Origin of the sequence: Streptomyces liangshanensis (assembly GCF_011694815.1) — a bacterium.
Taxonomy (GTDB): domain Bacteria; phylum Actinomycetota; class Actinomycetes; order Streptomycetales; family Streptomycetaceae; genus Streptomyces; species Streptomyces liangshanensis.
In genome coordinates, this window is the sequence record NZ_CP050177.1 from 3,052,057 (window position 1) to 3,071,235 (window position 19,179).

Below are 19,179 nucleotides of genomic sequence, written 5' to 3' on the forward strand. Positions count from 1 at the left end.
GTGATGAGATCGGAAGATCGGCCCGTATCCGCTTCAGTACGGTTTCAAGGGGACATGAGCAATGGCAGATTTCTCCCGCCTTCCCGGACCGAACGCAGATCTGTGGGACTGGCAGCTCCTCGCGGCTTGTCGTGGCGTCGACAGCTCGCTCTTCTTCCACCCGGAGGGGGAAAGGGGTGCGGCGCGGAGCGCGCGCGAGAACTCGGCGAAAGAGGTGTGCATGCGGTGCCCGGTCCGCGCGGAGTGCGCGGCGCACGCGCTGGCGGTGCGGGAGCCGTACGGCGTGTGGGGCGGCCTGACGGAGGACGAGCGCGAGGAGCTGATGGGGCGGGCGCGCACCCGGCTCGTCTCGGCGTCGTCGAGCTCCCACGGCACGAACGGCCACGACCGCCAGCACGATGAGGACCACGACCACCACGAGCGGCACGACCGCCACGCCGACGACTGAGCGTCGCGCCCGGATACCGAAGAAACGTTCCTGCGTCCCGGCCGGAACCCGCAGGGCCCGCCCCGGCCGCGGGTCTCAGCGTGCCGCCGCCAGGACCAACTGGTCGAGCGTCGCGGCGACGGCCGGCACCCGCGCGAGGTCCGGCAGCGTCAGCGCCACGACCTCCCGCTCGACGGACGGCTCCAGCGCGAGCGTCCTGACCCCCTCCGTACGGACGGACCGCAGCGCCAGCTCCGGCAGCACGGCCACGCCCAGACCCGCCGCGACCAGGCCGATCACGGCCGGGTGGTCGTCGGTGGCGAAGTCGATCCTGGGCGTGAACCCGGCCCGCGCGCAGGCGTCGACCAGCTGCTCCCGGCAGCGCGGGCAGCCCGCGATCCACGGCTCGCCCGCCAGGTCGCCGAGCCCGGCCGAGGCGGCGTCCGCCAGCGGGTGACCCTCCGGGACCAGGCCGACGAGCCGGTCCACCAGCAGCGGTCTCACGACGAGGCCGTCCCACTCCGCCTCCGCCGCGGACCCGCCGTACCGGAACGCGAGCGCCACCTCGCACTCGCCGTCCCTGAGCAGGGCCGCCGACCGGGGCGGCTCCGCCTCCACGAGCGAGACGCGGGTGCCGGGGTGGGCGGCGCGCAGCGCGGCCAGCGCGGTGGGGACGAGGGTGGAACTGCCGCTGGGGAAGGACGCGAGCCTGACCCGGCCGGCCCGCAGCCCGACGATCGCCGCGATCTCCTCCTCGGCGGCGGTGAGCCCGGCGAGGATGCCCGTGGCGTGCCGGACGAGGACGTCGCCGGCCTGGGTGAGGCGCATCTCACGCCCCGACCGGACGATGAGCGGAGTGCCCGCCGACGCTTCGAGCGCCTTCATCTGCTGGCTGACCGCCGGCTGGGTGCATCCCAGTGCCCGCGCGGCCGCCGAGTAGGAACCGGTGGCGGCCACGGTGCGCAGCACGCGGAGATGACGGGCCTCGATCATGTGGCGACTATAAGACATGCTTGGGGTTCGCGGCGGTCGAGGGGTAGAACCTTTGAGGCGGATCCGGTTAGCTTGCCGTCATGAAGCTTCTGACCGTGAACGCGGGGCGACCCAGGCGCATGCCGTACACCGACGCGGCGGCGGGTGGGGTCACGGGCATCGACAAGCAGCCGGTGGAGGGTCCCGTGTGGGTGGCGGACCCGGGACCGAAGGGGGTGGGCGGGAGCGGGGTCGGCGGTGACACGGTCTGCGACCTGCGCCATCACGGCGGCTCGGACCAGGCGGTGTACGCGTTCGCGCGGGAGGACCTGGACTTCTGGGAGGGGGAGCTGGGGCGCCCGCTGGCCAACGGGGTGTTCGGGGAGAACCTGACCACGTCGGGGGTCGACATCAGGAACGCGCTGATCGGCGAGCGCTGGCGGATCGGCCCCGATCTGGTGCTGGAGGCGACGAGCGGCCGCATCCCGTGCCGCACGTTCCAGGGCTGGCTCGGCAAGGAGGGGTGGATGAAGCGCTTCACGCACCGGGCCGTCACGGGCGCCTATCTGCGGGTGATCACCCCGGGCGAGATCCGGGCGGGCGACCCGGTCGAGATCGTGCACCGTCCGGCGCACGACGTGACGGTCACGCTGGCGTTCCGGGCCGTGACCCTGGAGCGGGAGCTGCTGCCGCGGCTCCTCGTCGCCGGCGAGGCGCTGCACGCGGAGAAGTTGAGGATCGCTGGAGAGTACGTCGAGAAATACGGGAGGATCGGTCGCCCCGCGGTCGGGGGGACGCCCGCGCGCGCGAGCGCGGAAGAGGCCGGGCAGGCCCCCGGGGCGGCGGACCCGGCTCTCGCCAACCAGCCCTGACCTGCGGCTTGTTGAGCGCGTTCGCCTCGGTATACCTGATGCCTAGGGGATGCCCCTGAGAGGGATACGGGTCCCCTCGGGGGCGCTTGAGGGTGGCCCCCGATGGCCCGGCGCCGCGCCCGCCGGGACTCTCGTCGCATGTCCGGTCTCAAGCGTGTTCTCATCATTCTCACGTCCGTCGCGTTTGTCCTCGCCCTGGCGCTCGGCGGTGGCGCCGCGTGGTTCTACTCCAGCGCCAAGGTGTCCACGGTCGGACGCGGCGGCTTCCGCAACCAGTTGGTGGTTCCCCCGCTCGCGAGGTCCACCGTCGCCGCCGACGGCACCCGGGTGTTCGACCTGCGGATGCGGGCGGGCACGACGGAGTTCAAGGACGGCCAGGAGACACCCACCTGGGGCTTCAACGGGAGCTACCTCGGTCCGACCCTGCGGGCCGAGCGCGGCGAGAAGGTCCAGGTCCGGGTCAGGAACGCGCTGGGCGTCCCCTCCAACGTGCACTGGCACGGGATGGACCTGCCGGCCCGGATGGACGGGGGTCCGCACCGGATGATCGCGCCGGGGAAGACCTGGTCACCGCGGTGGACGATCGCCCAGCCGGCCGCGACGCTCTGGTACCACCCGCACCCGCACGGCGAGACCGAGGACCACGTCCAGCGGGGCCTGGCCGGGATGTTCCTCCTCGACGACGCCAGGTCCCGCGCCCTGGCGCTGCCCCAGCGCTACGGCGTGGACGACCTGCCGGTCATCGTGCAGGACGTGAAGTTCGACGGGGCCCGCTTCGACCACGGACACGGCGTGGCCCAGAGCGTCGGGTTCCTCGGCGACCGGACGATGGTGAACGGGACGCTCGACCCGTACCGCGTGGTGGGGGACGAACAGGTACGGCTGCGGCTGCTCAACGCGTCGACGGCCCGGACGTACAACTTCGGCTTCGACGACAGCCGGGCGTTCTCGCTCGTCGGCACCGACGGCGGGCTCGTGGAGCGGCCCGCCCGCATGGACCGCGTCCAGCTGTCGCCGGGCGAACGGGCCGAGATCGTGGTGCGCGTGCGCCCCGGCGAGCGGACGGTCCTGCGCAGTTACCCGCTCGACGTCGGCATGGACTTCTTCAACCAGCGCTTCAACGGCGGCGACGACACCTTCGACATCCTGGAACTGCGGGCCGCGTCCCGGCTGCGCCCCTCGCCCGCGCTGCCCGCGACCCTCGGCAAGCTGGAGGTGCCGGACGGCAAGGACGCGGTGCGCGGGCGCTTCTTCGACCTCAAGCTCTCCGGGATCAACGGGCGGAAGATGGCGATGGGCCGGATCGACGAGACGGTCACGCGCGGCACGACGGAGACCTGGACGGTACGGAACACCAACGGGATGCCGCACAACTTCCATGTCCACGGCGTGCAGTTCAGGGTCCTCAGCGTGAACGGCCGGCCGCCGGGGCCGGCGCTGCGCGGGGCGAAGGACACGGTGTTCGTCCCGAACGGCACCACGGTGAAGCTGGCGATGCGCTTCACCGGACCGGCCGACCCGAACGCGCCGTACATGTTCCACTGCCATCTCCTCCTCCACGAGGACCAGGGAATGATGGGGCAGTTCGTGGTCGTGGAGAAGGGACAGAAGGCGGGCCGTCCACCCATGGAACACGCCCATCGGGGTCACTGACACAGGCGCTAACGTGCCGCCTATGACGACTGCTTTGATTACGGGCGCGACGGCGGGGATCGGTGCCGCCTTCGCGCGGCGGCTGGCGGCGGACGGACACAACCTGGTGCTGGTGGCGCGCGACGTGGACCGTCTGCGCGAACACGCCACCGAACTGCACGACCGGCACGGCATCGAGGCGGAGGTGCTGAGCGCGGACCTCTCCACCGAGGACGGGATCGAGGCGGTCGAGCGGCGGCTGTCGAAGCCCACGCAGCCGGTCGACCTCCTCGTGAACAACGCGGGGTTCGCCAACAAGGGGCCGTTCCTGGAGGTCCCCATGGCCGACGAACTCGTCATGCTGAAGGTGCATGTCGAGGCGGTGCTGCGGCTGACGTCGGCGGCGGTCACCGGGATGAGGGCGCGCGGCCGGGGCGCGGTGGTCAACGTGGCGTCGGTGGCGGCGTTCGTGCCCCGGGGGACGTACGGCGCGTCGAAGGCCTGGGTCGTGCAGTTCAGCCAGGGGCTGGCCCGGGAGCTGGTGGGGTCGGGGGTACGGGTGATGGCACTGTGCCCCGGCTTCGTACGGACCGAGTTCCACGAGCGGGCCGGGCTGGGGACCGAGCGGATCCCCGACTGGATGTGGCTCGACGCGGACAAACTGGTGGCCGCCGCGCTGGGGGACCTGGCCCGCGGCAGGGCCGTGTCCATCCCCGACCCGCGGTACAAGGCCCTGATGGCGGGGGTGAAGCTGGCTCCGCGCGGGCTGCTGAGCGGCCTCACGTCGAAGACGGGGCGCAAGTACGGCCCGCAGTAGCGGGCGCCACGGCGGCGCACCCCGCCCAAGTCACCTCCCGCACGTATCGATGATCGAACGATCGAATGTGCCGGCGTTCGATCGTACGCATTAGGGTCGGTCGTCCGGGACGCACCCGTGCCCGGGACGCCGTACTTGCGAGGGGACCGCCACCGTGCGCGAAGGTGCCGCCGAACGTCATGACCGACTGCTGAACCTGGTCCGCGAGCGCGGCACGGTCCGGGTGTCCGACCTCGCCGACCGGCTCGGGGTGTCCCCCGTGACGGCGCGCCGCGACGTGGAGGCGCTGGCCGCCAGGGGGCTGCTGGACCGGGTGCACGGTTCGGTCTCGTGGCCGGAGCGGCAGGGCCCCGCCGGGATCGCGCCCGGTGGCGGCGGTCCGGTCATCGGGCTGCTCGCGCCCGCGGCCGCCTACTACTTCGCCGAGGTGATCCGCGGGGCGCACGAGGCCGCCGCCCGGCTCGGCGCCCGGCTGATCCTGCGGGTCTCCGACTACCGGCCCGAGGACGACGCCGCCCACGCCGCGGGCCTGCTGGCGGCGGGCGCCGAAGGACTGCTGCTGGCGCCCAGCTGGACCGAGCCCGGCCACCCCGACACGTACGGCGACTGGATCGCCCGGCTGCCGGTGCCGACCGTGCTGGTGGAGCGGCGCGGGGCGCCCGGCGGGCCGCTGGCCGGCCTGGACCGGGTCTGCTCCGACCACGCGCACGGGGTCCTGATCGCCGTACGGCACCTGGTGGGCCTCGGGCACGGCGCCCCGCTGCTGGTGGCCCGGCGCGACAGCCCGACGGCGACGGCGGTACGGGCCGGGTACGTCCAGGCACTCGGCCTCCTCGGGCTGACCGCGCCGGGGCCCGTGATCGACTCGGCGTCGCCGGAACGGGACGCCGAGGGCTTCGAGGAGGCCGCGCGGGCGGTCCACGCGGCGGTACGCGACGGCAGGGCGACGGCCGCGCTGACGCACAACGACGAGGACGCGATCCGGCTGGTCCGGCGCCTGGCCGAACGGGGGGTACGGGTCCCCGGGGACCTCGCCCTCATCACGTACGACGACGAGGTGGCGGCCCTCGCGGACACCCCGCTCACCGCGGTCGCCCCGCCCAAGCGGGAGGTCGGGCGGTGTGCGGCGGAGCTGCTGGTGGAGCGGCTGACGGCGCCGGACCGGGACGCGGACGAACCGCGCCGCCACGTGGAGCTGCTGCCGCGCCTGCGGGTGCGCTCCTCCACCTGACCCCCTCCCCTTTCGATCATATTTCGATCAATCAATCTTTCGCTCTTGACTTCGCTCACACCGGATCGAAGGATCACGGCCACCGCCTGTCCCCCGCACGCACAGGAGCCGCGCCGTGAGCCGCAGTTGGTCCCGTTCTCTCCATGCCTGTGTCGGCGCCGCCACCGCGCTGGCCGCTCTCGCCGCCCTCACGGCGTGCGGCGGCGGCGCCGACGCACCCGCCGAAGGCACCGCGGAGCATCCCGTCACCGTCACGTTCTGGGCCTGGACCAAGGGGTCCCAGGAAGTGGTCGACGCCTTCAACGCCTCGCACGACACGATCAAGGTGAAGTTCGAGGAGATCCCCTCGGGCGGCAACGGCGGCTACCCCAAGATCGCCAACGCCGTGAAGGCCGGGATCGCCCCCGACCTGCTGTCCATCGAGTACCCGATGCTGTCCCAGTTCGTGAGTCAGGGCGCGCTCCAGGACCTGAGCTCCTACCTCACCGACGACATAAAGAAGAAGTTCCTGCCGCAGACGATCAGGCTGACCACGCTCGGCGGCCGCAACTGGGCCGTCCCCTTCGACGCGTCCCCGCAGGTCTTCTACTACCGCAAGGACTTCTTCGAGAAGCACCACCTCACGCCGCCGCGCACCTGGGACGAGTTCCGTACCACCGCCGCGCGGGTCAGGAAGGCCGCCCCGGACACCCGGATCGCCAGCTTCTTCCCCGACGACCCGACCTTCTTCCAGGCGATGGCCTGGCAGGCCGGCGCCCGGTGGTTCACCACCGACACCGCCGAGGACGCCTGGCGCGTCAACACCACCGACCCCGCCACCCTCAGGACCGCGACGTACTGGCAGGGGCTCATCGACGACGACCTCGTCGACACCTCGTCCTCGTTCAGCCCCGAGTGGACCAGCGGCCTCAAGCAGGGCACGCTCGTCGGCTACCTCGGCGCGTCCTGGAGCGCGGGCGTGCTCGCCGGCATCGTGCCCGAGGAGAAGGGCAAGTGGGCGGCGGCGCCGGTGCCGAGCTGGGACGCGGCGCACCCGGCCAGCGGAATGATCCAGGGCTCCACCTTCGCCGTGAGCGACAACAGCCGGAAGAAGGCGGCCGCCGTCGAGTTCGCCCTCTGGATGGCCACCTCCGAGGCGGGCATCGAGGCCCGGATCGGCGCGAGCACCTCCACCGCCCTGCCCGCCTCCCCCGCGATGGTCCCCGTCGCGCGCGACGCCGTCGACACCAGCTTCTTCGGCGGCCAGGACCTCTACGGCCTCTACCTCCGCGCGGGCAGGTCGATCAAGCCGGACTGGACCTGGGGCCCGAGCACCGGCGCCACCAACTCCGCGCTGGGCGACCGGCTCCGCGAAGCCGTCGGCGGCGACTCCACCCTCTCCCACGCCGTCCGAACGGCCCAGGACGCCACCGTCGCCGACCTCAAGAAGCGCGGCCTGAACGTCGAGGACGCCTCATGAGCACCGAAGCGACCCGGGAAACACCCCCGGCGACGACCCCGGCCCCCGCCCCGGCGGCCGGGCCCACCGCCCGTACCACCGCCCGGGGCCCGAAGCGGCCCGGCAGCGCCACCCGCACGGGCCTGGCCGCCACCGTCCTGCTCACCCCGTTCTTCGCCCTGTTCACCGTGGCGATGGTGATACCCGTCGGCTACGCCCTCTGGCTCAGCCTGTTCACCGAGAAGGCGTCGGGCCTCGGCTTCGACGGACCCCGTACCGTCTTCCACGGCCTCGGCAACTACACCGAGGCCCTCGGCGACCCGGCGTTCCGCGACGGCTTCCAGGTGCTGCTCGGCTACTGCGCCTTCTACATCCCCCTGATGGTCGGCGGCGCGCTGATCCTCTCCCTGCTGCTGGACACGGCCCTCGCCCGCGCCCGGCGCTTCTTCCAACTGGCGCTCTTCCTGCCGCACGCCATCCCCGGCCTGATCGCCGCCCTGATCTGGATCTACCTCTACACACCGGGGCTCAGCCCCGTCATCAACGCCATGGACGCCGGCGGGTTCGGCTTCGACTTCCTGTCCACCGACGGCATCCTGCCCTCGGTGGTCAACATCGCCCTGTGGGAGTGGCTCGGCTACAACGTCGTCATCTTCTACGCCTCGCTCCAGGCCGTCGACCGCTCGCTGCTCGAAGCGGCGACCGTGGACGGGGCCGGACAGTGGCGGCTCGCGTTCAGCATCAAGATCCCCCTGATCCGCTCCTCGCTGGCGCTGGTGCTCCTCTTCACGGTCATCGGTTCGCTCCAGCTCTTCACCGAGCCGCTGATCCTCAGCCGCTCGGGCGCGTCCGTGCCCAGCACCTGGACGCCGAACATGTACGCGTACAGCGCGGCCTTCCAGCGCAACGACTACGGCCTGGCCGCCGCCGCGTCCGTCCTCATCGCCCTCGCCGCCGCCGCGCTCTCCTTCGGCGTCACCCGATTCTCCAACCGGAAGGAGGCACGAGCAGCATGACGTCCCCCCTCGTCACCCGCCGGCCGGGCGGCAGCCGATGGCTGTCCCGGTCCGCGGTCAACGGCGTCCTGGTCCTGGCCGCCGCCTACACCCTCTTCCCCCTGATCTGGCTGGTCACGGCCGCCACCAAGGACGCCGGGAACCTCCTCGGCGGAGACGTCTTCTCGTTCCAGGGCTTCGACCTCGCCCGGAACCTCTCCGACCTGACGACGTACCAGGACGGCATCTACTTCCGGTGGTACGGCAACTCGCTGCTCTACGCGGGCGTCGGCGCCCTCGGCTGCTCGCTGGTGAGCGTCGCCGCGGGCTACGCGTTCGACAAGTACCGCTTCCGCGGCAAGGAGAAGCTGTTCGCCGTCGTCCTGCTCGGCGTGCTCCTGCCCTCCACGGCCCTGTCCCTCCCCCTCTACCTGCTGGCCGTGGAGACCCACACCGTCAACACCTACTGGTCCGTGCTGATCCCCGTCCTGGTCAACCCGTTCGGCGTCTACCTGTCCCGGATCTTCAGCGCCGGCTACGTCCCGGACGAGGCACTGGAGGCCGCCAGGATCGACGGCGCGAGCGAGTTGCGCGCCTTCTGGTCCATCGGTCTGCGCATGATCATGCCGGGCTTCGTGACCGTCTTCCTCTTCCAGTTCACCGCCGTCTGGAACAACTTCTTCCTCCCCCTCGTGATGCTCTCGGACAAGAACCTCTATCCGCTGAGCCTCGGCCTCTACAACTGGCACAGCAACGCCAACGCGACCCCGGACTTCTACCCGATGGTCGTGACCGGCTCGCTCCTCGCCGTCACCCCGCTGATCATCGCCTTCGTCACCCTCCAACGGCACTGGAAGGCCGGCCTCACGGCGGGCAGCGTCAAGTGACCCGCCCCACCAAGACCCGCGCACCGAGAACCGAGACCCGAGGAGCTTGAGTTCCACCATGCCAGCCCCCACCGACAACCGCCCCGCGGCCCTGCTCTCCATGGGCCCCGGCATCGCCGAGCGGCTGTTCACCGACGACCACCGGACCCGCCTGACCGGCCTCGTCCGCACCGATCCCGCCCTGGTCGCCCACCGGCTGACCGACCCGGCGCCCGCGGTGGCCGCCGCCCTCGCCGACGCCGAACTGCTCGTCACCTGCTGGGGAGCGCCCCCGCTCACCGCCGGCGTCCTCGACGCCGCGCCCCGCCTGCGGGCCGTCGTCCACGCGGCCGGCTCGGTCAAGCACCACATCACCGACGCCTGCTGGGAACGCGGCATCGCCGTCACCTCGGCCGCCGCCGCCAACGCCCGCCCGGTCGCCGAGTACACGCTCGCGGCGATCCTCTTCGCGGGCAAGAACGTCCTGGCCTCCGCCCAGCGCTACCGGAACCTGCGCACCCACCACGACTGGCGCGAGGAACTGGACAACGCGGGCAACTACCGCGGTACGGTCGGGATCGTCGGCGCCTCCCGCATCGGCCGCCGCGTCATCGAGCTGCTGCGCCCCTTCGACCTGGACGTCCTGCTGTACGACCCGTACGTCGAGCCGGCCGAGGCCGCCGCGCTCGGCGCGGTCCTCGTCACGCTGGACGAGCTGTGCGCGCGCAGCCGGATCGTGTCGGTCCACGCGCCGCAGCTCCCCGCCACGGAGCACATGATCGGCGCCGCGCAGCTGGCCGCGATGGCGGACGGTTCGACGCTGATCAACACCTCACGCGGGTCGCTCGTCGACGAGGACGCGCTGCTGCCGGAGCTGATCGCGGGCCGCCTCCACGCCGTACTGGACGTGACGGAGCCCGAACTGCCGCCCGCCGACTCGCCGTTGTACGACCTGCCGAACGTCCTGCTGACCCCGCACGTCGCGGGGTCGCTCGGCGGGGAGATCCACCGGATGGCGGACCAGGCGCTCGACGAGGTGGAGCGCTGGACGAAGGGCCTGCCCTTCGCCGACCCCGTACACCCGGCGCGGCTGGACGTCTCGGCCTGACGGGACGGTCCGGTACGCGCGAAAGCCCGGCGCCCCTCGCGGGGTGCCGGGCTCTCGGCGGTCGCACACAACCTCAGTGGCTGTGACCGTGGCCGTGACCGGCCTCGGCCTCTTCCTCGGCCGGCTTCTCGACGACCAGGGTCTCGGTCGTGAGCAGCAGGGAGGCGATCGACGCGGCGTTCTCCAGCGCGGAGCGCGTGACCTTGACCGGGTCGATGACGCCGGCCTTCACCAGGTCGACGTACTCGCCGGTCGCGGCGTTGAAGCCGTGGCCCTTGTCGAGCTCGGAGACCTTCGAGGTGATGACGTAACCCTCGAGGCCGGCGTTCTCGGCGATCCAGCGCAGCGGCTCGACCACGGCGCGGCGGACGACCGCGACACCGGTGGCCTCGTCGCCGGACTTGCCGAGGTTGCCCTCCAGGACCTTGGCGGCGTGCACCAGGGCGGAGCCACCACCGGAGACGATGCCCTCCTCGACCGCGGCGCGGGTCGCGGAGATGGCGTCCTCCAGACGGTGCTTCTTCTCCTTGAGCTCCACCTCGGTGGCGGCGCCGACCTTGATCACGCACACGCCGCCGGCCAGCTTCGCGAGGCGCTCCTGGAGCTTCTCGCGGTCCCAGTCGGAGTCCGTGGACTCGATCTCGGCCTTGATCTGGTTGACGCGGCCGACGACCTCGGTGTGGTCGCCGCCACCGTCGACGATCGTGGTGTCGTCCTTGGTGATGGTGACGCGGCGGGCGGAGCCCAGCACGTCCAGGCCGGCCTGGTCGAGCTTGAGGCCGACCTCCTCGGCGATGACGGTCGCGCCCGTGAGGGTGGCGATGTCGCCGAGCATGGCCTTGCGGCGGTCACCGAAGCCGGGGGCCTTCACCGCGACCGCGTTGAACGTGCCGCGGATCTTGTTGACGACGAGCGTGGAGAGCGCCTCGCCCTCGACGTCCTCGGCGATGATCAGCAGCGGCTTGGAGCCACCCGCGGCGATGACCTTCTCCAGCAGGGGCAGCATGTCCTGGATGGAGGCGATCTTGCCCTGGTTGATCAGGATGTACGGGTCGTCGAGGACGGCCTCCATACGCTCCTGGTCGGTCACCATGTACGGGGACAGGTAACCCTTGTCGAAGGCCATGCCCTCGGTGAAGTCGAGCTCCAGGCCGAAGGTGTTGGACTCCTCGACGGTGATGACACCGTCCTTGCCGACCTTGTCCATCGCCTCGGCGATGAGGTCACCGACCTGCTGGTCCTGCGCGGAGAGCGCGGCCACGGCGGCGATGTCGGACTTGTCCTCGATCGGGCGGGCGGTCGCGAGGAGCTCGTCGGACACGGCCTTGACCGCGGCGTCGATGCCCTTCTTGAGGGAGGCGGGGGACGCGCCGGCGGCGACGTTGCGCAGGCCCTCGCGGACGAGCGCCTGGGCCAGGACGGTGGCGGTGGTGGTGCCGTCACCCGCGATGTCGTTGGTCTTGGTCGCCACCTCCTTCACCAGCTGGGCGCCGAGGTTCTCGTACGGGTCGTCGAGCTCGACCTCGCGGGCGATCGTGACACCGTCGTTGGTGATGGTCGGGGCGCCGAACTTCTTGTCGATGACGACGTTGCGGCCCTTGGGGCCGATCGTCACCTTCACCGTGTCGGCAAGCTTGTTGACGCCGCGCTCGAGGGCGCGACGGGCGTCCTCGTCGAACTTCAGGATCTTCGCCATGGGAGCTTCTCTAGTCCTCTCGAACGAACTGCGCCCCCGTCCGCCCGGCAATCGCAGGGTGGCCGAGGGCGCAGCTCACAAGCAAAACTTTCGGTGAATTACTTCTCGATGATCGCGAGTACGTCGCGAGCCGAGAGGACGAGGTATTCCTCGCCGCTGTACTTCACTTCGGTGCCGCCGTACTTGCTGTACAGAACGACATCGCCGACGGAAACGTCGAGCGGGAGACGCTCGCCGTTCTCGAAACGGCCCGGGCCCACGGCCAGGACGACGCCCTCCTGGGGCTTCTCCTTGGCGGTGTCCGGGATGACCAGGCCAGAGGCCGTGGTCTGCTCGGCGTCGAGCGGCTGGACCACAATGCGGTCCTCGAGCGGCTTGATGGCAACCTTGGTGCTGGCGGTCGTCACGATCCGACCTCCCCCTTCGGAGATCTCACGGGGTGAACTGTCTTGGGTGGCGACCGGGTGGATCCGTCGTCGCGGGTGCCGGATCCGCCAGTCGCGCTTTGGCACTCTCCAGTGGGGAGTGCCAGACCCGAGACTATGACCGCGATTAGCACTCGGTCAAGCGGAGTGCCAGTGAGGTTGCGCGTGGCGGCCGCGTCCGGACGCGGAAACGCCCGTACGGGGAAGGGTCCCCGTACGGGCGTGCGAGCGCCGGGCAGGTGCCCGGGGTGCCACCGGGCGGGCGCCCGGGGGCCGTTCAGACGTAGTCCTCCAGCCTGGCCACCGCGTACCCCTTGTCCGTGATGGTCTTCATCACACGCCGGACCATGTCGGGCATGGAGCCCTTCCAGTCGTCGCGCCCCCGGAAGTGGGTGAGGACGATGTCACCGGGGTGCAGGTCCCGGTCCCACTCGCGCCACTCCATGTGGTCGGGGAACGCCTCGGCCGCCCACAGCGGTACGGCGGTGACACCGCAGGACTTGGCGACGCGCAGGGTGTCGCCGTTGTAGTTGCCGTACGGCGGGCGGAAGAGGCGGGGCCGCTTCCCGTACCGCTTCTGCATCACGTCCTGCTGGCCGCAGATCTCGTGCTTCTGCTCGGCGTAGGACAGGCCGGGCAGGTAGCGGTGGTGGAGCGTGTGGTTGTGCAGCGCGACCCCGCGGTCCCGCATCCGGGCGAAGTAGCCGTAGTCGTCGTTGATCACGTAGTCGCTGAGGAAGGCGCTGTACGGGATCTTCAGCTCGGTCATCATGCGCAGGAACTCGGGGTCCTTCTCCGCGCCGTCGTCGATGGTCAGGAACACGACCTTGTCCTTGACCGGGACGGTGGTGAAGACCGGCGGGAGCGTGGCACCGCCGGAGACCTCGAAGCCCTTACGGGTCCTGATCACGGGCTTGACGGCGGGGGGCGGGGGCGCGGTCAGGGGGGTCCTGGCGAGCTTCCAGCGCCTGGCGGCGACGGTACGGAGGGCCTCGGCGCGGCGGAGGTTCTCGGCGTAGGCGGCGAGGGCGCCGGCGGGGCCGCCCTGGGGGGCCTTCCGCGCCTGGTCGGGCTTCCCCGCCTGGTCGGGCTTCTGCGCCTGATCGGGCTTCTGCGGGGCTCCTTGCGGGGCCGGGTGGCCCGTTGCCGCCCCGGGACGGGCGTACTTCGCCTCCGCCGACTCCCCGCCGCAGCCGGACGCGAGCGCGGCGACGAGCAGGGCGGCCACCAGGGCGCGCGCGTGTCCAAATTCTCGCTTTTGTCGTAAAAGCTGCATGGCGCTGCATCCTGTCAGCGCCACACACGCCGGGCCGGTACGACTCGCCGTACTACTCCAGGTCCGTCAGCTCGTCGGCGTAGATCTTCGAAAGGGGCTGGGGCCCGATGTACTGCTGGCAGTTGCACTGCCTGCGCTCGTACTTCAGCGGCTTCTTGTCCTCGTCCCACTCCGTCGCGACCTCGACGTCCTCGTGGCACTTCCCCCGCTTGTCGTGCTTCGCCAGGTGGTGGGTGCACCCGCAGACGGGAACGGGTGGCTTGTGGGCCTCCTCAAGGGCCTTGCGTTCGTCCTCGGCCAGCTTGAGACGTTCCATCATGCGCTCGTGACGTGTGTGCAGCGCGGTGCGGCCCGTGTCGGCCACCCATCCGAAGCCGCCCACGATGAAGAAGACGAAAAGCCACCAAATCCATTCCATCCGCCGCCCCTTAACCCTGAATGGCGCATGCGTTCCCTCTCCAGGATAGGACTCGGGCTGTAGGAGGCACCTCAGCGGTGAGCGCCACCGCCCCTGCGGACCGGCACCGGATCCAGCAAACGCCCAGCCCAGCGCTGGTGCCCGAGGGACCGGACAAGTCCCAGCAGACCGGTCACCAGGAGGGTGCTCCCGAGACCCAGCGCGTACACGGTCGCACTCAGCGTGACCGTATCCATCCTGGTCACCGCGCGGCCCGCCACGGCCGCCCCGGCCAGGCAGAGGCCGACGGAGGGCAGCAGCCACAGGACGGACCGGCCGTGCGCGCGTACCCGCTGGTCCGTGACGGGTTCCGGGCCGAGGAAGGCCCACGCGTCCAGCCGGTCCCGTACGTCCTGGTCCCGGCGCACCCAGAGGCCGAGCGCGACGGCGGCGGAGATCAGGAGGGCGGCGGCGAGGGCCAGCGCGACGAGGCCGTTCAGCAGGCCGAGGCCGCCGTCCTCGATGCTCCGGACCGCGAGCCCGACGGCGGCCCAGCCGAGCACGGCGACGGCGGCGGTCACCCAGAGCAGCAGCAGGCGCCGGACGGCGAGGGCGCGGCGGGCGAGGGCGAGGACGGTGGCGTCGCGCTCGGCGAGCAGCTCGGGGGGAAGGGGGCCGAATCCGGCCTCGGGGCGGTCCTGGCGCTCACCCGGGGCGCCGGGGCCGTCCTCGCCCTCGACCTCGCGCTCATCCGGGGCGCCGGGGCTGCCCTCGCCCTCGCCCTCGACCCCGACCTCGCTCTCGCCCGGGGCGCCGGGGCCCGCTTCCTCCCCGGCCCACCCCTCCTCCTCCCCCACCCCGTCCTCGAACCCCTCCACGGGCGGGGGCTCCGGGGGGTACGGCGGCAGCGCGAGGCGGTTGATCACTCGCCAGAGGGTAGCGGCGGGTAGCCTCTGCGGCGATCACCCACCGCCCGCCCCACCGCCCCGGAAGGCCCCGGCCATGACCACGGAACGCATCGGACCCCCCGCCGTCGCCGGGGAGCGCGTCATGCTGCGCGCCTTCCTCGACTACCACCGGGCCACCCTCGCCCTGAAGACGGACGACCTCTCCGACGAGGACCTGCGCCGCCGCTCGATGCCGCCGTCCACGCTGACCCTCCTCGGGCTCGTACGGCACATGGCGGAGGTCGAGCGCGCGTGGTTCCGCCGCGTGATCAACGGCGAGGACGTCCCGCTGGTGTGGTCCGAGGACGGCGACTTCCAGGTGGCGTACGAGGTCGGCACGGCCACCCGCTCCGAGGCGTTCGCCGCCTGGGAGGCCGAGGTCGCCCACTCCCGCCGGATCGAGGAGGAGGCGGAGTCCCTCGACGTCACGGGCTACTCGGCGCGGTGGGAGGAGGACGTCTCCCTGCGCATGGTGATGCTGCACCTGATCCACGAGTACGCCCGCCACAACGGCCACGCGGACTTCCTCCGCGAGGGAATCGACGGAACGGTGGGCGCCTGAGCGGCACAAAGCGGCCCCTGGCAACCGCGCCGAATCGGCAGCTCCGTGAGATCCCGTCACCCCGGTCCTCGGCGGATCGCCGCGCCACGTCCGTCCGATTCGTACAAGACCTGGGTGGCGGGGGGCCGCTAGCGTCGCGGGCATGAACAGCATCCACAGGGAATCGCGCCACCTGAGCGTGTACGTCGACCGCCCCGCGCAGGACGTCTACGCCTACGCGTCGGACCCGGTCAACCTGCCCGCCTGGGCCCATGGCCTGGGGGCGTCCGTCGAGCGGATCGGGGACCAGTGGGTCGCGGAGTCCGCGCCGCTGGGGCGCGTCGTGGTGGCCTTCGCGCCGCCCAACGCGTTCGGCGTGCTGGACCACGACGTCACGCTGCCGTCCGGGCAGACGGTGTACAACCCGGTCCGCGTGATCGCCGACGGCGCGGGCAGCGAGGTGGTGTTCACCCTCCGCCGGCAGCCGGAGACGAGCGACGCCGACTTCGAGCGGGACGCCGGGACGGTCGCCGCCGACCTGGCCCGGCTCAAAGAGCTGCTGGAGTCGGGCCGGTAGGGCTTCACCAGCAGGGCCCCCGGCGCCTCTCAGCCGCGGGGCCAGGTGTGGCCGATCAGGTTCTCGATGCTGGAGTTGAAGCGTTCCAGCGCCGTCGCGAACGCCGCCGCCTCCTCCGGCTTCCAGTCCGCGAGGACGGTCTCCAGGCCGCGTACCCCGTCCTCCCGGTCGGCGTGGAGCTTCTCCAGCCCCTCGTCCGTGATGCGGAACTTGCGGGCGATGCCGCCCTCCGGGTCGGGGATGCGTTCCACCAGGCCGGCCCGGGTCATCGCGGCCGTCTGGCGGTTGAGCGTCGACGTCTCCAGGCCCAGCGCGTCGACCAACTGCCCGATGGACAGCGGCCCTTCGGCCTCGATCCGGCTGAGCAGGAGGTACGCGCTGCGGTCGAGCCGCGCCTTGGGCGCCAGAGCCATGTAGCGATAACGCGCCATCAGCGTCATCTCCAGCTGGATCCTCTCGCTCGCCTCACGCACCACGGCAACCTCTTCCCTGTCAGTCCTGGGCACCACGCCCGCCTCGGCGCCGCGCCCACCCGGGCACCACGCCCACCTGCATGTATATCAGCGCAATATGCCCCGTACATACAGCATGTACGGGGCACAGTGCATCACGTCACGCCCCTGACAGGAGACGCTGTGAAAGCCACCGTTCCACCGCCCGCGGCACCCCCCGCCCCCCGTACGGGCGCCGTCGTCGCCGTCCTGGCGAGCGCCGGCATCGTCGCGGCGCTGATGCAGACCCTGGTCGTCCCCCTCATCGGCGAGCTGCCGCGCCTCCTGGACACCACCCCGGCCGACGCGTCCTGGGTGATCACCGCCACCCTGGTCGCGGGCGCCGTCGCCACCCCCGTCACGGGCCGGCTCGGTGACCTGTACGGCAAGCGGCGGCTGATGCTCGTCTGCGTCCTGCTGCTCGTCGCCGGGTCCGTGGTGTGCGCCCTGTCCGACTCCCTGCTCCCCGCCGTCGCCGGCCGCGCGCTCCAAGGGTCGAGCATGGGCATCATCCCGCTCGGCATCAGCATGATGCGGGACATCCTGCCGCCCGAACGGGTCGGCTCCGCCATCGCCCTGATGAGCTCCTCCCTCGGCATCGGCGGCGCCCTCGGCCTGCCCCTCGCGGCGGTCGTGGCCCAGAACACCGACTGGCACACCCTGTTCTGGGGCTCGGCCGGCCTCGGCGTGGTGCTCGGCGTCTTCCTCGTGCTCTTCATACCGGCGGCCCCCGCCCGCGCCACCGGCCGCTTCGACGTCGTCGGGGCCCTGGGCCTCGCCGCGGGCCTGGTCGCCCTGCTGCTCGCCGTGACGAAGGGCACCGACTGGGGCTGGGGCAGCGGCACCACGCTCGGCCTGCTGGGCACGGCGGTGGTGGTCCTGCTGGTGTGGGGCGTGTGGGAGCTGCGTACCCGCGACCCGCTCGTCGACCTCCGTACCACCGCCAGGCGCCAGGTCCTGCTGACCAACCTGGCGTCCGTCGTGGTCGGATTCGCGCTGTACGCCCAGTCGCTGATCGTCCCCCAGCTGCTCCAGCTGCCCTCCGCCACCGGCTACGGCCTCGGCCAGTCGATGGTCGCGGCCGGCCTGTGGATGGCCCCGGCCGGCCTGGTGATGATGGGCGTCTCCCCGCTGGGCGCGAAGCTCTCCGCCGCCCGCGGCCCGAAGGTCTCCCTGCTCACCGGCTCGGTGATCATCATGTGCGGGTACGCCATGGCGCTGGTCCTGATGGGCTCCACCTGGGGCCTGCTGGTCTTCACGTGCGTCAGCAGCGCGGGGATCGCCTTCGCGTACGGGGCCATGCCGGCGCTGATCATGAGCGCGGTACCGGTGTCGGAGACCGCGGCGGCCAACGGGTTCAACGCCCTGATGCGCTCGATCGGCACGTCGGCCTCCAGCGCGGTCCTGGGTGTCGTCCTGGCCCACATGACCGTCTCGGCCGGCGGCTTCACCGTCCCCTCCGAGAACGGGTTCCGCACGGGCTTCGTGATCGGCGGCGGGGTCGCGCTGATCGCGGCGCTGGTGGTCGTGGCGATCCCGGGCCGCAAGCGCGCGGCGGGCGCTCCCCTGGCCGCCTCGGCCACCTCGGCCACCGCACCGGCCACGGCGGTCCCGGAACGGCAGGCATGATGGACGGAACGACGGCGAGGAGTCCGATGATCAGCCAAAGCGTGAGCGTCACCGGCCGGTGCGGTGCCTGCGGGGGTGTGCTGACGCGGAACGCGGGTCAGCGCATCGACCAGGACGAGGTGCGGTGGGACGCGGAGACGACGTGCGGGAGCTGCCCGGCGACCACACGAGCGGGCTCGCACGAACCACCCACCCCCACCCCCGAGGAGATCCGCCAACTCCTCCTCCAGGAACACGGCCCGGCGCACCTCACCCTCACCGACGGCACGGCGAACCTCATCTCCGTCACCCGGGCCCTGAGCCGCGCCCACGGCCTCTCCCTGGGCGAGGCCAGAACCCTGTCGGCCGAACTACGGACAACGGGCCTGACCGGCACCCTGGTCGAAATGGAACACCTGGCCACCACCCTCCGCGCCCGCGACGTACCCGTAACGGTCACCCCGACCCACCCCGCCTGACTCCCCCGTCACCACGGCCGAGGCTCCTGGTCCTCGGTGCGGCGGCGCCCGGTACGCTCCCGGTCATGACAGCATCCCCGGCGCGTTCCGAGGCAGCCCAGCCGACCGCACTGCGAGGTGTCTCCCTGGCCTCGCTGGGAGTCTTTCTCGTCTGCTGGGCGCTCTGCTGGGTGAACGCATATGTGGTCAACGACGACCTGCCGAACGCCTGTGGGGACGTGCGGCAGCAGAGCTTTCCACCGGAGCGGGCCTGCGCGTCCGCGGACGGCACCCTCACCGGTGCGAACGCCGGCTGGATCGAAGTCCTGTTCTTCGCCTCGCTCGTGGTGTTCGTCCTGTTCGGGAGCATGACGCTGGCACTCGCGGCCGTCCGCAGGCGGTAGG

The 19,179-nt window shown here is 71.7% G+C and carries 21 protein-coding genes; 14 read left to right on the forward strand and 7 right to left on the reverse strand.

The window, feature by feature from the left end; all coding sequences use genetic code 11:
• Window positions 1-61: 61 nt before the first annotated feature.
• Window positions 62-448, forward strand: a complete 387-nt coding sequence (locus HA039_RS12995) for a WhiB family transcriptional regulator (protein ID WP_243869406.1) — start codon at window positions 62-64, stop codon at window positions 446-448.
• Between the two features lie 75 nt (window positions 449-523).
• Here HA039_RS12995 and HA039_RS13000 read toward each other — a convergent pair whose 3' ends face one another.
• Window positions 524-1,420, reverse strand: coding sequence for a LysR family transcriptional regulator (locus HA039_RS13000; RefSeq protein WP_167028428.1), 897 nt, complete (start codon window positions 1,418-1,420; stop codon window positions 524-526).
• Between the two features lie 80 nt (window positions 1,421-1,500).
• On the opposite strand from HA039_RS13000, the gene HA039_RS13005 reads away from it, so the two are divergent.
• The 8 genes from HA039_RS13005 (at window position 1,501) to HA039_RS13040 (ending at window position 10,358) form a co-directional block, all read left to right on the forward strand.
• Window positions 1,501-2,271: an MOSC domain-containing protein gene (locus HA039_RS13005; protein WP_167028430.1), complete on the forward strand. Its 771-nt coding sequence runs from the start codon at window positions 1,501-1,503 to the stop codon at window positions 2,269-2,271.
• A 138-nt stretch (window positions 2,272-2,409) separates the two neighbouring features.
• Window positions 2,410-3,924, forward strand: a complete 1,515-nt coding sequence (locus tag HA039_RS13010; RefSeq protein WP_167028434.1) for a multicopper oxidase family protein — start codon at window positions 2,410-2,412, stop codon at window positions 3,922-3,924.
• 22 nt (window positions 3,925-3,946) lie between these two features.
• Window positions 3,947-4,720 (forward strand): SDR family NAD(P)-dependent oxidoreductase, encoded by a 774-nt coding sequence (locus tag HA039_RS13015; protein WP_167028437.1) that lies wholly within the window; start codon window positions 3,947-3,949, stop codon window positions 4,718-4,720.
• Between the two features lie 154 nt (window positions 4,721-4,874).
• A complete protein-coding gene (locus tag HA039_RS13020; protein ID WP_167028440.1) occupies window positions 4,875-5,951 on the forward strand; it encodes a substrate-binding domain-containing protein in 1,077 nt (358 codons plus the stop codon).
• A gap of 115 nt (window positions 5,952-6,066) precedes the next feature.
• Window positions 6,067-7,410: an ABC transporter substrate-binding protein gene (locus HA039_RS13025; RefSeq protein ID WP_167028443.1), complete on the forward strand. Its 1,344-nt coding sequence runs from the start codon at window positions 6,067-6,069 to the stop codon at window positions 7,408-7,410.
• Window positions 7,407-8,405, forward strand: coding sequence for a carbohydrate ABC transporter permease (locus tag HA039_RS13030; protein ID WP_167028446.1), 999 nt, complete (start codon window positions 7,407-7,409; stop codon window positions 8,403-8,405). The genes HA039_RS13025 and HA039_RS13030 overlap by 4 nt, the downstream gene beginning before the upstream one ends.
• A complete protein-coding gene (locus tag HA039_RS13035; RefSeq protein ID WP_167028449.1) occupies window positions 8,402-9,271 on the forward strand; it encodes a carbohydrate ABC transporter permease in 870 nt (289 codons plus the stop codon). The genes HA039_RS13030 and HA039_RS13035 overlap by 4 nt, the downstream gene beginning before the upstream one ends.
• 58 nt (window positions 9,272-9,329) lie before the next feature.
• Window positions 9,330-10,358 carry a hydroxyacid dehydrogenase gene (locus HA039_RS13040; RefSeq protein ID WP_167028452.1) on the forward strand — a complete coding sequence of 343 codons (1,029 nt, stop codon included), beginning with the start codon at window positions 9,330-9,332 and terminating at the stop codon, window positions 10,356-10,358.
• Between the two features lie 73 nt (window positions 10,359-10,431).
• On the opposite strand, the gene groL is transcribed toward HA039_RS13040, so the two are convergent.
• The 5 genes from groL to HA039_RS13065 all read right to left on the reverse strand — a co-directional run bounded on the left by groL (window position 10,432) and on the right by HA039_RS13065 (window position 15,078).
• A complete protein-coding gene (gene groL / locus HA039_RS13045) occupies window positions 10,432-12,054 on the reverse strand; it encodes a chaperonin GroEL (RefSeq protein ID WP_167028455.1) in 1,623 nt (540 codons plus the stop codon).
• A gap of 98 nt (window positions 12,055-12,152) precedes the next feature.
• Window positions 12,153-12,461, reverse strand: a complete 309-nt coding sequence (gene groES, locus HA039_RS13050; RefSeq protein ID WP_023539274.1) for a co-chaperone GroES — start codon at window positions 12,459-12,461, stop codon at window positions 12,153-12,155.
• 295 nt (window positions 12,462-12,756) lie between these two features.
• A complete protein-coding gene (locus HA039_RS13055; RefSeq protein WP_167028458.1) occupies window positions 12,757-13,755 on the reverse strand; it encodes a polysaccharide deacetylase family protein in 999 nt (332 codons plus the stop codon).
• A 52-nt stretch (window positions 13,756-13,807) separates the two neighbouring features.
• Window positions 13,808-14,173: a hypothetical protein gene (locus HA039_RS13060; protein WP_167028461.1), complete on the reverse strand. Its 366-nt coding sequence runs from the start codon at window positions 14,171-14,173 to the stop codon at window positions 13,808-13,810.
• A 71-nt stretch (window positions 14,174-14,244) separates the two neighbouring features.
• Window positions 14,245-15,078 (reverse strand): hypothetical protein, encoded by an 834-nt coding sequence (locus HA039_RS13065; RefSeq protein WP_167028463.1) that lies wholly within the window; start codon window positions 15,076-15,078, stop codon window positions 14,245-14,247.
• A gap of 76 nt (window positions 15,079-15,154) precedes the next feature.
• On the opposite strand from HA039_RS13065, the gene HA039_RS13070 reads away from it, so the two are divergent.
• Both HA039_RS13070 and HA039_RS13075 read left to right on the forward strand, forming a co-directional pair.
• Window positions 15,155-15,661, forward strand: a complete 507-nt coding sequence (locus tag HA039_RS13070) for a DinB family protein (RefSeq protein WP_167028467.1) — start codon at window positions 15,155-15,157, stop codon at window positions 15,659-15,661.
• Window positions 15,662-15,803: 142 nt separating this feature from the next.
• Complete coding sequence (locus HA039_RS13075) at window positions 15,804-16,217, forward strand: SRPBCC family protein (protein WP_167028470.1); 414 nt, start codon at window positions 15,804-15,806, stop codon at window positions 16,215-16,217.
• A gap of 29 nt (window positions 16,218-16,246) precedes the next feature.
• Here HA039_RS13075 and HA039_RS13080 read toward each other — a convergent pair whose 3' ends face one another.
• On the reverse strand, window positions 16,247-16,657 hold the full coding sequence (locus HA039_RS13080; RefSeq protein WP_167036715.1) for a MarR family winged helix-turn-helix transcriptional regulator: 411 nt from the start codon (window positions 16,655-16,657) through the stop codon (window positions 16,247-16,249).
• 195 nt (window positions 16,658-16,852) lie between these two features.
• On the opposite strand from HA039_RS13080, the gene HA039_RS13085 reads away from it, so the two are divergent.
• The 3 genes from HA039_RS13085 to HA039_RS13095 all read left to right on the forward strand — a co-directional run bounded on the left by HA039_RS13085 (window position 16,853) and on the right by HA039_RS13095 (window position 19,178).
• The gene (locus tag HA039_RS13085) at window positions 16,853-18,337 is read left to right on the forward strand and encodes an MFS transporter (RefSeq protein ID WP_279592829.1); all 1,485 of its coding nucleotides are present in this window, start codon (window positions 16,853-16,855) and stop codon (window positions 18,335-18,337) included.
• A gap of 26 nt (window positions 18,338-18,363) precedes the next feature.
• Window positions 18,364-18,795, forward strand: coding sequence for a hypothetical protein (locus tag HA039_RS13090; RefSeq protein WP_167028472.1), 432 nt, complete (start codon window positions 18,364-18,366; stop codon window positions 18,793-18,795).
• Between the two features lie 65 nt (window positions 18,796-18,860).
• A complete protein-coding gene (locus tag HA039_RS13095; RefSeq protein WP_167028475.1) occupies window positions 18,861-19,178 on the forward strand; it encodes a hypothetical protein in 318 nt (105 codons plus the stop codon).
• Window position 19,179 lies beyond the last annotated feature (1 nt).

Coding starts and splice junctions, on each gene's coding strand:
- HA039_RS13090 (WP_167028472.1), top strand. CDS start 18,364: ATGATCAGCCAAAGCGTGAGCGTCACCGGCCGGTGCGGTGCCTGCGGG.
- HA039_RS13070 (WP_167028467.1), top strand. CDS start 15,155: ATGACCACGGAACGCATCGGACCCCCCGCCGTCGCCGGGGAGCGCGTC.
- HA039_RS12995 (WP_243869406.1), top strand. CDS start 62: ATGGCAGATTTCTCCCGCCTTCCCGGACCGAACGCAGATCTGTGGGAC.
- groL (WP_167028455.1), bottom strand. CDS start 12,054: ATGGCGAAGATCCTGAAGTTCGACGAGGACGCCCGTCGCGCCCTCGAG.
- HA039_RS13015 (WP_167028437.1), top strand. CDS start 3,947: ATGACGACTGCTTTGATTACGGGCGCGACGGCGGGGATCGGTGCCGCC.
- HA039_RS13075 (WP_167028470.1), top strand. CDS start 15,804: ATGAACAGCATCCACAGGGAATCGCGCCACCTGAGCGTGTACGTCGAC.
- HA039_RS13055 (WP_167028458.1), bottom strand. CDS start 13,755: ATGCAGCTTTTACGACAAAAGCGAGAATTTGGACACGCGCGCGCCCTG.
- HA039_RS13005 (WP_167028430.1), top strand. CDS start 1,501: ATGAAGCTTCTGACCGTGAACGCGGGGCGACCCAGGCGCATGCCGTAC.
- HA039_RS13010 (WP_167028434.1), top strand. CDS start 2,410: ATGTCCGGTCTCAAGCGTGTTCTCATCATTCTCACGTCCGTCGCGTTT.
- HA039_RS13000 (WP_167028428.1), bottom strand. CDS start 1,420: ATGATCGAGGCCCGTCATCTCCGCGTGCTGCGCACCGTGGCCGCCACC.
- HA039_RS13060 (WP_167028461.1), bottom strand. CDS start 14,173: ATGGAATGGATTTGGTGGCTTTTCGTCTTCTTCATCGTGGGCGGCTTC.
- HA039_RS13040 (WP_167028452.1), top strand. CDS start 9,330: ATGCCAGCCCCCACCGACAACCGCCCCGCGGCCCTGCTCTCCATGGGC.
- HA039_RS13030 (WP_167028446.1), top strand. CDS start 7,407: ATGAGCACCGAAGCGACCCGGGAAACACCCCCGGCGACGACCCCGGCC.
- HA039_RS13035 (WP_167028449.1), top strand. CDS start 8,402: ATGACGTCCCCCCTCGTCACCCGCCGGCCGGGCGGCAGCCGATGGCTG.
- HA039_RS13095 (WP_167028475.1), top strand. CDS start 18,861: ATGACAGCATCCCCGGCGCGTTCCGAGGCAGCCCAGCCGACCGCACTG.
- HA039_RS13080 (WP_167036715.1), bottom strand. CDS start 16,657: ATGACGCTGATGGCGCGTTATCGCTACATGGCTCTGGCGCCCAAGGCG.